This window comes from Bacillus sp. SH7-1 (assembly GCF_008042405.1).
Classification (GTDB): Bacteria; Bacillota; Bacilli; order Bacillales; family Bacillaceae_G; genus Bacillus_A; species Bacillus_A thuringiensis_N.
This window is the reverse complement of record NZ_QNUD01000006.1, coordinates 88,139-101,781: the sequence shown is the minus strand read 5'-3', so window position 1 is coordinate 101,781 and position 13,643 is coordinate 88,139. Positions and strand designations below refer to the sequence as shown.

Below are 13,643 nucleotides of genomic sequence, written 5' to 3'. Positions count from 1 at the left end.
TCATCTCCTTATTTGTTTTTGATGACAATAAAGCTACAAACAGCGATTGTAATAAAGCCGATAAGTGCTAAAAACGGGATTGTCACAAAGCCGAACCAGTTTATGTATTCTCCCGTACATGGTACACGACCGCAAGCTGCCCCAGCAGCTGAAAATGCTGCGATTTTTTGAATCGCATAGTGATATAAAGAAATACAAGCACCAATACTTGCAATTGGTAAAGAATAATTTGCGATGCGATAGTCTTTTTTTACTACAGCGATACCGAGCCATAACACGAATGGATACATAAAAATACGTTGATACCAACAAAGGACACAAGGCTCAAATTTCATGATTTCGGAAAAGTATAAACTTCCTAGTGTAGCGATAAAAGAAGCTCCCCAAGCGGTAAGTAAAGCATATTCTTGCTTTTTTTCTCGTCCCATATTTTATACCTCACTTATAATAGTTACATACTAAATTATAGTATGAAGTGGCACAGAAAAGAAAGAAAAAATATGTTTATCAATAAAAGTTTTATAAGGGGAAACTTTTATTGATATAAACATTTTAAAAAAGCGCTATTCTCCAGAAGAGAATAGCGCTATATTTTACATTTGAATTTGCTCTACTTCTTCTACATGTGACTTTTGGGATGCGTGGTCAATATATTGAAATAGGAGCTGCAATTGTTTATCAACTTCTGGCAGTTCTTTACTGTATTGATAAGCGTGTAAAAAATGCTCAATACGCTTAGAAAATAATTGATCGTTCGTTTGAACCATGAGAACGAGTAATTTATCCCAATTACAGCAATACGTGTAATAGAGAGCTTTATCATAGTCATTATATGTTTGCACTGTGTACCCTCCTTACCGAGAGTTATATATAGTGTGTGATAAGTAAGGAGAAATACACTTGAAAGAATTTGTTAAGAAAAAAAGTGAATGAAAAAAAACGAGGTGTTTCCTCGTTTTTTAAGCTTTTGGCATTGGCGTAGGTGTTGGTTTGCCATAGCCTTCTTTGTATTTATTATCGATATAGTTACGAATTTCAAGCGTTGATTTTCCTTTTTGTTTCATGGAAGCAGATTCAACTGCGATTTCTAGGCAATTAACGCAAGTCGTTGCATGGGAATCCCAAACAACTTCACCATTCTTTTTAATTTCACGAATAAAGCAGTTTTTATTATTTTTATGCCCTACACTTTCACCGCAACCGCAGTAACATGGAATCCAATCTAATAGCTCTGCATTTTGTCCAGCGACAGTGTAGATATCTTTCATTTGTGGATCAAGCTTGTCTAGGAAGGTAGGAAGTGTGTCGACTCCTTTTGTTTTCTCTTGAATGTCAGCTTGCTGAGTGTGCGATGCATGGTCGTGCTCTTCTTTTGATTCAGATGATTTTTTTTCATTTGTACTAGTAGCTCCGCATCCAGCAAGAATTAAACTCAGTACTGCAAGTAAAGAAAATACATATTTCTTCATACGCTTGTCCCCTTTACAAATGTATTAATCAAATTGTATCAGAGATTATGGTGTGTTGGGTGAAGATTTTTTCGACCGATTTTTGAAATGCCATCGTAATGAATGGAATAGAAATAAAATCGGGATATAAGCGTATACAATATATAAGCCAGCTTGAGAAAGTACTGTATTTAATGTATTGATACTTTCGCGGTTTGTGAAAAATAATGAAGCTATAAAGACGATGGAAATAAAAAATGGTAATGTAAATTTAAATGAAATATGAAAGGAACGCTTCATCGTTTGGCATGATGACCAAATGGTTAAACAAAGGTTTGGCAAAATAATTAAAAACCAAACGAAAATAATAATGTATTCAAAGCGTTGAATGAAAGGGACTTTAATTATTTTTAGCATCGTTAAAGTAGGCCATATAGTACGATTTAGTTGTCCCTCGCTATAATACATAAAGGACACGATGGCTAAAACTACATAAATTAAGGTACTAAAAACAATTCCTGCATGGGCCCATCTTTTTAAAGATTTTCCTTTTTCAATAAATGGATAGAAGATAAGGATTGTTTCAAAACCGAGAAATTCTAATGCAGATTGTTTTGCCGATATAAGTATGTCAAAAGGTGAATGTGTAAAGACGGGTAAAATATTACGGAAATGTGCATATTTCATTGGATAAATTAAAAAGAATATAACGAAAAGAGGAAGAATGACTCCCCAAAAGCATATTCCTGTCACTGAGCGAAATCCACCTTTTATAATGTAGCAAGTCACTAATAAAAACATAAGGGTAAGTTTCCATAATTTAATGGTAGGGAAAATCCAAACTTGTATTACTTCCATATATGTACGAAGAACAGTAAGGCAAAATAATAAGCAATAAAGAGTAAAAATTACAGAAAATATGGATCCAAACCACTTTCCAAAGCTTGTTGTATGAATGCTAATTAAATCTCCGTCTTTTTCAAGCATTTTTAGCATACAAAACAGTACAATATGAGTTGCAATCCCGGCAATAATAAGAGAGATCCAAGCATCATAACCTGCATTTTTTAAAATTACACGTTGATATCCGAGAACTCCTATTCCGATTTGAAGAGAATGCAGTAAAATAAATGCAAAATATGGAGAGACTGTTTTTGTTTTATTCATTGTATTCATTGCTTATTTCACCTCACTATTCCCCGATTCCGGATTGAACAATATTAATATCTAAATTTACATCTACAGCTATATTTTGATACATATTTCGAATTTGTTTTATATTCCATTTTCTCGTATGGCTTCTAATTTCATCGCGTATTCCTAAAGGGTCAATTTCCTTTTCTTGAAATTGCTTGATTAACCCTTCACAGTCTTTTTCAACATTTTGCTCAATTTGTTTTTTTATATAATTGATATTTGTTTTTTTTCTTAAATCAATCCAATTAGGAGAGTTTTTAATTAATCCATCTAATTTCAAATTAATTTTTACTTTTGGTATGTCTCCAGTTTGATCTATATCATATTTACTTTTCCCAGCTAAATCTTGTATGACAACCATACCTTTATGTTTATTCTTTTTTATCGCTGCTTCGTAACGTCCATTTTTCGTAGGATTAATAAGTAATTTTGTTAAAACAGAGTGTCTTTTATCTGTATACATGACTACTTTATCATCTTTTAAAAAAGCAAGTCCTTTAACAACGACAGAATGATTAGCGTCCATTTTAATATATGGGACATAGGCATCACATACAGAAGAATAGTAATTATATAAAAAAACGTTCAATGAAGTTTGTGGAATGTTCTCATTTCGTATATTTTGCTCGAGTAAATCAACAATGGATAATGAACCATTCTGTTTTCCATGATTTAAAAGATCTTCGGCTGATCCATCTACAATTGCTAGTTGTACATCACGCCCGATGTTTGGGTCACGTTGTAAGTTGGTAATAATTTCTCCCATTCCTCGTTCTCCTAGAGCCTTTCCAAATAAGACGACACGCATTTGACCTATAACAACATTGTGAGGAGATTTCGCATTTAATCGTGAAGCAATAGTTTCAAGTGAACGGGCCGATGTTGATTGAGTCTCTGGTTTAGACTTTACACCATGTGTATACTCTGGAAATAAGATAGTTCCTTGGAATCTTTTGTTTTTGGTGATGTCAAATCCAGCGACATGAATAATACGCTGCGCATCCACTATATACGTTTGTGTACAGCCGGTTTGTAGAAAAAAGAAGATAATGATAAGGTGCAATAAGAATTTTTTCATTCACCATCACCATCACGTTTTTGCTTCGCTTTGTTTGGATTATAGCGCCATTTAGATTTTGGTCTAAGAAAAGAAGGCCTTTGTGCCGTTTGACTAAATGGTAAGCGGAGAAAACTTTCTGCTGCACCTAAACCACGAAATGGATATAAAGGTAATAAATAAGGTGATCCAAGTGACTTTAATTTAATTAAATGAGCTAAAATAAATACAAATCCGACAATAAGACCTAATCCTCCGAATGCACCGGCTAAAAGAATAAGTGGAAATCGTAACAAACGGATAGTAGAAGACATTTTTACAGTCGGTGTTGTGAAAGATGCAAGGGCAGATAAAGCAACTGCAATTAATAAGATCGTACTCGTTAAAGCTGCCTCAACGGATGCTTGCCCAATTACAATTCCACCAACAATTCCAATCGTTTGTCCGACTTTTGTCGGTAAACGTGCTCCCGCTTCACGCAGCAATTCGATTGTAATTTCTAAAAAAAGTGCTTCTAGAATAGGTGGGAAAGGTACGTTAGCTCTCGAGAAAATAATAGGGCCTAGTAAGTCGGCAGGAATCATTTGATAATGATATGTTAAAGCTGCTGTATAAATGGCAGAGGAAAAAAGAGAAAATATAGCCCCGAAAAAACGAATGATACGAAAGAATGAACCAATCATCCACGGTAAATAATAGTCCTCTGGCGAAATAAAAAAATCTAGTAACGTTGTTGGGCCTGATAAAGCATAGGGAGAGCCATCTGTTAAAATTAAAACTTCCCCGCTAATTAATGCAAATATTGCTCGATCTAATCGTTCTGTAGGTAGTAGAACAGGAAAAGGTGAATTGCTATTATCACTAATAAATTGCTCAATCATAGTCGCATCAAACGGGACATCAAAGTCAATGTCTTCTAGCCGTTGTATTGCGGTGTTGATAAATTGTTCATTTGTAACTCCTTCTATATAAGCAACTGCTACTTTCGTTTTTGACATAGATCCGACGGTAACTTCTTTAAAAATGAGTTGCTCTGTTACGATATTTCGGCGTAATAAGTGTATATTTGTATCAAGGTTTTCAACGAAACCAACTTTAGGACCAATTACACTATACTCATTTTCTGTGTCATTATATAACCGTTTTCCTAAAACGGTACTCTCTGCACGAATTAAGGCATATTGATCAGGATTCGAATTGCTTTTTAAGCGTATTAAAATATATCCACCTAATAATTTTTCACGAATATCATTAATAGAAGGAGAGGTAATGATATCTTCAATAGACACAATATTATATAAATCAGAGATATTTTGAATGTGTTCTGCCTTCTTTTTTATAGGAGTTAAAATAAATTGTTTAATAATAAGTGCTTCCACGACAGATTTATAATAAAACAAGCATAACGTTTCATCTTCAAGTATGTTATAAGAAACAAAGTCGGTAGATTCTTTCATGGTGTATATAAATTCTGGAATAGAACAAATTGTTTTTGTAGTAGTCTTTTTAGATTTTTTAGATGATAAACGAAACATTTTCTCACCCCTAACATATATCATTTCCTTGTGTTAGTTTTTGGGAAAGACGGGAATTTATACTTGAAAATTGAAAGTTCATAAAGAAAAGGAAGAGTATTGAAAATCTCTTCCTTTTTGGTGTATTAATTTGTTTTCTTTTCCTTAATCGACTTTACTAATTTAATCATTTCTGCGCGTATATCTTCTTTGTTTACATTTAATTTTTCTGCAATTTGTTTAATATCCATTCTGTCTTTTTTCATTTTTAGTACATCATCAAGGGGAGTATTACTTTTTTGAGAGATGATTGTTAATACCGTGAGCTGACGTAATCCGATATTATATTCTTTCATTTTTTGTTTTAGTCCATCTGGTGTAGATTTTTGCATATTTGCTAATTCTTGCAGTAGTGCTTTTTTCGTTTCTTTATTCATATGATGTTTGTTCAACTTACTTGGATCTACACCGAAATGCTGGGCTGTTTTCTCCCAAGATTTATTTTGCTTATAGTAAGCTAAAACGTCTTTTATTTCTTTTTTACCGATTCTTGCAATATGAGCAGCTTTCCAAATTTCATGTTTGTTATAGCCGAGTTTTTCGAGCGACTGCATTTCTTCTTCTGAAATAGGCTTATGGTGATGCAATGTTACTTCTTTTGGCGTAGCAGCGAAGGTAGGGAAGACGGTTGCCCCAAATAATAACACTGCTATAGTCATACTTACTGCGATTTTTTTGTACATATAAACTCCTCCTAGATGGATAATGTGGAAAGCTTTACACATATCATTTCCATAAAATGTGAAAAACTTGTGAACAAGCTAAGTTTTTTTATTCACAGGATGATGAAATGATGTTTTGAAAGTTTTCCAACATAAAACATTGATTAATAGTAAAAAACTAGGGTATAATCGAAATTGAAAATCAATATCAATAATAAAAATAATCTTATACATATAGATAAAAATAAGGGAGAGAAAAATATGACTACATATACTTCCATCGCAAATGTGATTAAAGAAAGACGTTCTGTTCGTACATTTACAGATAAAGCAGTAGACAAAGAGTTATTAATTGAATTATTAAACGACGCAACATGGGCACCGAATCATAAACACCGTGAACCATGGAATTGTAAATTATACATTGGAGAAGGCCGTCAGAAATTAGTAGACGCAGTATTAAACTCTTTCACAGAAGAAGAAAGAGCGAAACGCGGTAAAATTTTATCGGATCGTTTCTTAAGCACACCTGCACAAATCGTTGTATATATCAATGAAGACCCACGTCAAATTCAACGTGACGAAGATTACGCTGCAACATGTGCATTTATGCAAAACTTCCAACTTCTTGCTTGGGAACGTGGATTAGGTTGTGTTTGGAAATCAGGCGGATTAAACTACAATCCATTATTTATAGAAGGACTTGGTTTAACTAGAGGTCAACGCATCGTTGGAATTCTTCACCTTGGCTATTTTGATAAAGCACCAGAAGGAAAAGCTCGTACGCCGATTACGGAGAAGATGGAGATTATTGAAGGTTAATAGATGAGACATTCTCGTTTTTTATGAGGGTGTCTTTTTATTATGCAATCAATCCTCATGAAAGCTTGTTCCTCATCATACACTTTCTTAAGGGAAAGTGTAAGGAGGGAAAATAATGAAAGCAAGTGACGATAAAGCACTGCAATATGCAATTGCGGAAATTACGGAAATTGCGACTGGATTTGGGCTAGATTTTTATCCGATGCGTTATGAAATATGTCCAGCGGAAATTATTTATACATTTGGTGCATATGGGATGCCGACGAGGTTTTCACATTGGAGTTTTGGAAAACAGTTTTTCAGAATGAAATTACAATACGATTTAGGTCTTAGTAAAATATACGAACTCGTTATTAACTCTGATCCATGTTATGCCTTTTTATTAGATACGAACTCGTTAATTCAAAATAAATTAATCGTAGCGCACGTTTTAGCGCACTGTGATTTCTTTAAAAATAATATTCGGTTTTCAAATACGAAGCGAGATATGGTAGAAAGTATGTCAGCGACAGCTGAACGGGTGAAAGCATATGAGCATAAGTACGGAAAAGAAGAAGTAGAAACATTTTTAGATGCCGTACTTGCCATTCAAGAGCATATTGATCCTTCGCTCATGCGCCCAAAACTTGCGTGGAGTATTGATGATTTAGAAGAAGAAGTAGAAAAGAAAAAGGTATCACAATACGATGATCTATGGAATTTAGATGATCGAAACAAAAAGAGAGAACGATCCAATATACGCAAAAAGAAGAAGATTCCACCGCAACCAGAGAAAGACTTGCTCCTCTTTATTGAAGAATATAGCCGTGAGCTAGAAGATTGGCAGCGCGACATATTAACGATGATGCGTGAAGAAATGTTATATTTCTGGCCGCAGCTTGAAACGAAGATTATGAACGAAGGCTGGGCGTCCTATTGGCATCAACGCATACTTCGTGAAATGGACTTAACATCTGATGAAGCAATCGAATTTGCGAAACTAAATGCGGGTGTTGTACAGCCATCAAAAACAAGCATTAACCCATACTACCTTGGGATTAAAATGTTTGAAGATATTGAAGAACGTTACAACAACCCGACAGAAGAAATGAAACGCCGTGGTGTAAAACCAGGGTCTGGTCGTGACAAAATCTTTGAAGTACGCGAAATTGAATGGGATGTATCGTTCTTAAGAAACTACTTAAATAAAGACCTCGTTATGCGAGAAGATATGTACTTATTCCAGCGCCAAGGAAAAGAGTATAAAGTAATAGATAAAGAGTGGGAACATGTGCGTGATCAACTCGTAAATATGCGTACAAATGGCGGCTTCCCGTACTTAGTAGTAGAAGACGGAGACTACTTAAAGAACGGAGAATTGTACATTAAACATAGTTACGAAGGAATCGAGCTTGATTTAAAATACTTAGAAAAGGTATTACCATATCTTCATCAGCTGTGGGGAAGAACGGTGCATATGGAGTCAATTGTGGAGAGTAAGGGCGTTGTGTTTTCTTATGATGGGAAGATGGTGCATCGGAAGTATGTGTGATGAAAAGAACGAACATAGAATGCTATGTTCGTTCTTTTTTATTTGGAACAAGGTCAAATATGCTATTCTTGAAAAAGGGAGTTACATAGAGAAATGGAGAGGTTCAAATGAGCAAAGTAGGGGTATGTAAGGTGGATATTACGCCGCCTATAGGTATTGATTTTGTCGGATATGATAGAGAGACAGGCATAAATAATATTGAAGAGCGTATTTATGGGACGGTTTTTGTATTTGAAAAAGATGAAATGAAAACTGTATTTATAAGCATTGATAATATTGGGATGTTAGTAGAAGATACGAATATGATTCGTGAGCAAGTAGCGAGTGAACTTCATGTGCCGTTTGAGCGAATAACGGTTGTTTATACTCATACGCACTCCGGTCCAGAGACAGTCGGCGATGATCCGCTAGTGCAGTCGTATAAAACGATTTTAGTAAATAATGTAGTGCATGGTGCTGTTACTGCGAATAAAAACTTGAAGCGATGTGAAGTTGGCTGGGATGTTACGACAGGTGGTATTGGGGTAAACAGAAGAGAGAGAACATCTGATGGAAGAGCAAAGATGGGAACAAATATAGAGGGTGTTGTAGATAAACGAATCGGTATGTTAGCAATAAGAGATGCTGAAACGAAAGAGTTATCTGGGATTGTAGTGTTTTGTACGGCGCATCCGAATGTTTTAAAAGGTGATAGTGATGTATTATCAGCGGACTATCCCGGGATGGCGCGAGAGATTCTTGAGAAAATCGTAAACTGTCCTGTTATTATTGTGCAAGGTGCTGCTGGAAATGTGAATGCGAAGTATCGTGGTTCTAGGGAAGCATTAACACAAATGGCTTACATGCTTAGTGGACATGTATTAACAATGTTACCGACAGTTACATATAGCCCGATTGTAACTGTAAGAACGATTTCGAGTACGATGCAAATGAAGTTGAAGGATATTCCTGAAATTGATGAGATACGAAGCATGGCCCAGTTTGCTGAAGAGCAGTGGGGCGTGAATACGGATGAATGGCTTACTATCGTTTTAGAGAAATATAAGCAAGGTATGCGGCAGTTAAGTATTGATTTAGAAGTGCAACTGTTTCAAGTTAATGATGGTATGTTCTCCGGTATACCGATGGAACCTTTTTCGGAAACGTCATTAGAAGTGAAAGATTGTCTTCAAAATGAATTAGCTTTCTTTGGTGGATATATGAACGGATATGTTGGTTACTTACCGACAACGGAAGAATTTGCATATGGTGGATATGAAGTAGAGTTGAATCCTATTGTGTATGGGGCAACTACGAATTTATTGATGCCACCGGAGGAGAACACAGCGGAGTTGGTTGTGAAGAGAGTTATGGAATTATATAACGCGTAAAAAATATATTCAGTAGAATAAAATTTAAAGAAATTAATGATTTTTAATATAGCTATAGAAAACGAATCCATTTTGAAGAAGATGAATCAAAGTGGATTCGTTTTTGTTTACCAGACAGGTCGTATATTTGATGATAACTTCTCTGTATTTTCTTTAGTAACGAATGTTGTTAAATCTTCTTTTAGCATTTGCATTCGTTCTGTACCTATATTTTCAATCCATCGCTGCTCTATTTCAGCTACTATTTCTTCTTTTGCTGTCATTACTGCTAAACCACGTTCGGTTAAAACAATGATTTTACCCCTTTTATCAGTAGGGTGTGTTTTACGTGTAACGTAGCCACTATTCTCAAGAGAATCCACCATTTTACTTATAGCTTGTTTGGAAATCCCTAAATATTCAGCTAGCTCTATACCAGTTGCCCCATTAGGAAGGATGCGTTTGAACATAAAACCATGTGCTGGCCTAATATCTTCAAATCCTAATTCACTTAATTTGTCATGTAGCTCAGTAATTAATGTGCTAAATGATAATGATAAAAGCGATGTAAGATCTAACTCGTTAAATGTTTGATCCATATATATAACCTCCGCGCTTGTAGTCAATTAAGTTGACTATATGTAATACCTATTGTACTATACATAATATAGTCAATCAAATTGACTATATTATGTTGGTAGAACAAATAATGATTTATATAATATAGAATCAATGGAGGTTTCACATGGTTAATATTGTAAAAATTAGAGGGAGTGTCTTTGCACCATATGCATTGCTGGAACCTATTAAGGATCCTGCAACAGGAAGATCGTTTGAATATGCTGGAGATGCACGTGAGTTTACACCATACGCGGTGAACGCAAAGCGTTCAAGATTAGAACAAGAAGTGAATATTGATTTTTATAAAAGAGAAATTTTCACATATGCAGATGCTTGTATCGTCACAGTGAAGATTACAAATCCAGATGGCTCAACCGAGTATCAAAAAGGAGAAACAAGTACAGAAAACATTGTATGTACTAATATCGTATGGGGCGAGGATGAAGTTTCATTTGAAATGAGAGCAAGTGCCAGTAATCCGTTAAATGCGGCAGCACCTGCAGCTGATTATTTGTTGGCTATACGAGTTAATAAAAGTGGTACTGTGCATGTTGAAGGTGTACATGATGGTTTCCCTTGCTATGAATTTTATAAACAAGTAGATTTTGGTTCGTTTGAATTAATATATACACATGATTTTAGAGAAACAAATGATACTCCAGCAGCACTAGCTGGAGAGATGGAATATAGCTTTAAAATGACAGTCTAAACGTAAATATAGCACTGTTTTTTAGAAGGAAGTAGAAAAGTAAAAGAGAAATCTATTGGTTTTAGGATTGAAATTATGGTTTGTTTTATTCATTAGTATTCAGTATCTAAAATAAAATTATAGAGGTGTTTCTTATGACTAATATCGTAAAAATTAGAGCCAGTGTCTTTATTCCAATTTCTTGGACAGAAGCTAAGAAGGATATAGAAACAGGAAAAATAATTCAATTCGAAGGTGATTCGCGTGAATTTACACCACATGCGGTAAATACGATGCGCTCTAGAGTTGAGCAAGAGGTAGTAGTTGATTTCTATAAAGAAGAAGTGTTTTCATATGCGAACACGGGTATTACGACCGAGAAGGTTACAAGTCCAGATGGTTCTGTGAGTAAAAGAACAGGGAAAGCAAGTACAGAAAATATTGTGTGTACTGATATCACATGGAATTCTGACGGTGTACAATTCAAAATGAGTGCGAGTGCAAGTAATCCATTAAATGTATATGCACCTCCTGTGGATTATGTATTACATGTATGTGTGAAAAAGGACGGCAGTATTGATGTTCAAGGAGAGCATGATGGTTTCCCTTGTTTTGAATTTTATAAACAAGTAGATTTCGGTTCATTTGAAAAAATATATACACATGATTTTAGAGAAACTGGTGATACAGCGGCAGCGCTAGGCGGGAACATGGAGTATAGTTTTACAAAGAGATTGTAGAAAGTATGACAATGGAACGATTGATTGCTTCATTTGTAAAGAACTTGGAGATGTCTAAGTTCTTTTTTATTTGTTTCAAATTTGTGAAAGAAAGACATATTGATTGAAATTAAATTTTTTATACTCTATCATATACCCATACAGGTATATGATTTATGTATGTGGTACATGAGGAAATTAAACAGTATGGAGGTTTGACATATGTCTAGAAAGATAGTTGTAGTAGGTGGAGTTGCCGGCGGGGCATCAGTAGCTGCAAGACTTCGTCGTCTAAGTGAGGAAGATGAAATTATTATGGTGGAGCGCGGTGAATATATTTCATTTGCAAATTGTGGATTACCATACTATATTGGCGGTGTCATTACAGAAAGACAAAAATTATTAGTACAAACTGTTGAAAAGATGTCTAAGCGTTTTAATTTAGATATACGTGTATTGAGTGAAGTGGTAAAGATTAATAAAGAAGAGAAAACAATTACGATAAAGAATGTAACGACAAATGAAACATATAACGAGGAATATGATGTGTTAATTCTGTCACCAGGAGCAAAACCGATTGTTCCATCTATCCCGGGTATTGAAGAAGCGAAGGCGTTGTTTACGTTAAGAAATGTACCTGATACAGATCGTATTAAAGCGTATATTGATGAGAAGAAACCACATCATGCGACGGTTATTGGTGGCGGATTTATTGGAGTGGAAATGGTTGAGAATTTAAGAGAACGTGGGATTGAGGTTACTCTTGTAGAGATGGCAAATCAAGTGATGCCACCAATCGATTATGAAATGGCAGCATATGTGCATGAGCATATGAAAAATCACGATGTTGAGCTTGTTTTTGAAGATGGTGTAGATGCATTAGAAGAGAGCGGGAATGTTGTACGTTTAAAAAGTGGCTCAATTATAGAGACAGATATGATTATTTTAGCAATTGGTGTACAACCAGAGAGTAGTTTAGCGAAGGATGCAGGATTAGCATTAGGAGTTAGAGGGACGATAAAAGTAAATGAGAAATTTCAAACATCGAATCCACATGTATATGCAATTGGTGATGCGATTGAAGTGAAAGATTTTGTTACAGAAACAGAAACGATGATTCCTTTAGCGTGGCCAGCTAATCGTCAAGGTCGCATGTTAGCAGATATTATTCATGGTTATACGGATTCTTTATATAAAGGTACGATGGGAACTTCTGTAGCTAAAGTTTTTGATTTAACAGTTGCTTCGACGGGAGTAAATGAGAAAATATTAAAACGATTAAATATACCCTATGAGGTAGTACATGTACAGGCAAATTCGCATGCGGGATACTATCCGAATGCTACGCCAGTGCTAATAAAATTAATTTTTAATAAAGATAGTGGAAAAATTTATGGAGCGCAGGCGTTAGGACGTGACGGCGTAGATAAGCGTATCGATATTATCGCAACAGCAATGAAGGCAAACTTAACGGTAATTGATTTGCCAGATTTAGAATTATCATATGCCCCGCCTTATTCTTCTGCAAAAGACCCAGTAAACATGGTGGGGTATGCAGCAAGTAATATAGTAGATGGTTTTGTGGAAACAGTACAATGGCATGAGATAGATCGTATTGTTGAAAATGGTGGATATCTTATTGATGTTCGAGAGCCTAATGAACTAAAACAAGGAATGATTAAAGGTTCTATTAATATTCCGTTAGATGAATTACGTGATCGTTTGGATGAAGTGCCAGTGGGGAAAGAAATATATATTACTTGTCAACTCGGTATGAGAGGGTATGTTGCAGCACGCATGTTAATGGAAAAAGGATATAAGGTAAAGAATGTAGATGGTGGTTTTAAATTGTATGGAACGGTAGTACCAGAACGTGTTGTATATTGATATTTTTTCATCTTCCACTTCAAAATTTGGTGGAAGATGAAAGCCTATAGATTAAGGTTTCGCTTTGTGTTTTGTGAATGTATAAGGT

Annotated in this window: 14 protein-coding genes; 6 read left to right on the top strand and 8 right to left on the bottom strand. The window is 35.1% G+C overall.

Annotated elements, in window-relative coordinates:
• Positions 1-8: 8 nt before the first annotated feature.
• The 7 genes from DN390_RS06095 to DN390_RS06065 all read right to left on the bottom strand — a co-directional run bounded on the left by DN390_RS06095 (position 9) and on the right by DN390_RS06065 (position 5,959).
• On the bottom strand, positions 9-428 hold the full coding sequence (locus DN390_RS06095; RefSeq protein WP_147806825.1) for a disulfide formation protein C: 420 nt from the start codon (positions 426-428) through the stop codon (positions 9-11).
• Between the two features lie 165 nt (positions 429-593).
• The gene (locus tag DN390_RS06090; protein WP_001195459.1) at positions 594-842 is read right to left on the bottom strand and encodes a YhdB family protein; all 249 of its coding nucleotides are present in this window, start codon (positions 840-842) and stop codon (positions 594-596) included.
• A gap of 117 nt (positions 843-959) precedes the next feature.
• Positions 960-1,469, bottom strand: a complete 510-nt coding sequence (locus DN390_RS06085) for a PCYCGC domain-containing protein (RefSeq protein ID WP_000761019.1) — start codon at positions 1,467-1,469, stop codon at positions 960-962.
• A gap of 45 nt (positions 1,470-1,514) precedes the next feature.
• The gene (locus tag DN390_RS06080) at positions 1,515-2,624 is read right to left on the bottom strand and encodes a GerAB/ArcD/ProY family transporter (RefSeq protein ID WP_029437529.1); all 1,110 of its coding nucleotides are present in this window, start codon (positions 2,622-2,624) and stop codon (positions 1,515-1,517) included.
• A gap of 16 nt (positions 2,625-2,640) precedes the next feature.
• Positions 2,641-3,723 (bottom strand): Ger(x)C family spore germination protein, encoded by a 1,083-nt coding sequence (locus DN390_RS06075; RefSeq protein WP_029437530.1) that lies wholly within the window; start codon positions 3,721-3,723, stop codon positions 2,641-2,643.
• Positions 3,720-5,237, bottom strand: coding sequence for a spore germination protein (locus tag DN390_RS06070; RefSeq protein WP_029437531.1), 1,518 nt, complete (start codon positions 5,235-5,237; stop codon positions 3,720-3,722). The genes DN390_RS06075 and DN390_RS06070 overlap by 4 nt, the downstream gene beginning before the upstream one ends.
• Positions 5,238-5,362: 125 nt before the next feature.
• A complete protein-coding gene (locus DN390_RS06065) occupies positions 5,363-5,959 on the bottom strand; it encodes a hypothetical protein (protein WP_147806824.1) in 597 nt (198 codons plus the stop codon).
• 240 nt (positions 5,960-6,199) lie between these two features.
• Between DN390_RS06065 and DN390_RS06060 the strand changes: the two genes are divergently transcribed.
• The 3 genes from DN390_RS06060 (at position 6,200) to DN390_RS06050 (ending at position 9,661) form a co-directional block, all read left to right on the top strand.
• A complete protein-coding gene (locus DN390_RS06060; protein ID WP_000214810.1) occupies positions 6,200-6,760 on the top strand; it encodes a nitroreductase family protein in 561 nt (186 codons plus the stop codon).
• Between the two features lie 115 nt (positions 6,761-6,875).
• Entirely contained in the window at positions 6,876-8,291 is a 1,416-nt protein-coding gene (spoVR, locus tag DN390_RS06055) for a stage V sporulation protein SpoVR (protein ID WP_147806823.1), read from the top strand.
• Positions 8,292-8,398: 107 nt separating this feature from the next.
• A complete protein-coding gene (locus DN390_RS06050; RefSeq protein ID WP_147806822.1) occupies positions 8,399-9,661 on the top strand; it encodes a neutral/alkaline non-lysosomal ceramidase N-terminal domain-containing protein in 1,263 nt (420 codons plus the stop codon).
• A gap of 107 nt (positions 9,662-9,768) precedes the next feature.
• Here DN390_RS06050 and DN390_RS06045 read toward each other — a convergent pair whose 3' ends face one another.
• Positions 9,769-10,239, bottom strand: coding sequence for a MarR family winged helix-turn-helix transcriptional regulator (locus tag DN390_RS06045; protein WP_147806821.1), 471 nt, complete (start codon positions 10,237-10,239; stop codon positions 9,769-9,771).
• A 146-nt stretch (positions 10,240-10,385) separates the two neighbouring features.
• On the opposite strand from DN390_RS06045, the gene DN390_RS06040 reads away from it, so the two are divergent.
• The 3 genes from DN390_RS06040 to cdr all read left to right on the top strand — a co-directional run bounded on the left by DN390_RS06040 (position 10,386) and on the right by cdr (position 13,555).
• Positions 10,386-10,970 (top strand): DUF3238 domain-containing protein, encoded by a 585-nt coding sequence (locus DN390_RS06040; RefSeq protein WP_061687354.1) that lies wholly within the window; start codon positions 10,386-10,388, stop codon positions 10,968-10,970.
• A gap of 134 nt (positions 10,971-11,104) precedes the next feature.
• Complete coding sequence (locus DN390_RS06035; protein WP_147806820.1) at positions 11,105-11,689, top strand: DUF3238 domain-containing protein; 585 nt, start codon at positions 11,105-11,107, stop codon at positions 11,687-11,689.
• 201 nt (positions 11,690-11,890) lie between these two features.
• Positions 11,891-13,555 (top strand): CoA-disulfide reductase, encoded by a 1,665-nt coding sequence (cdr, locus tag DN390_RS06030; protein WP_147806819.1) that lies wholly within the window; start codon positions 11,891-11,893, stop codon positions 13,553-13,555.
• Positions 13,556-13,643: the final 88 nt, after the last annotated feature.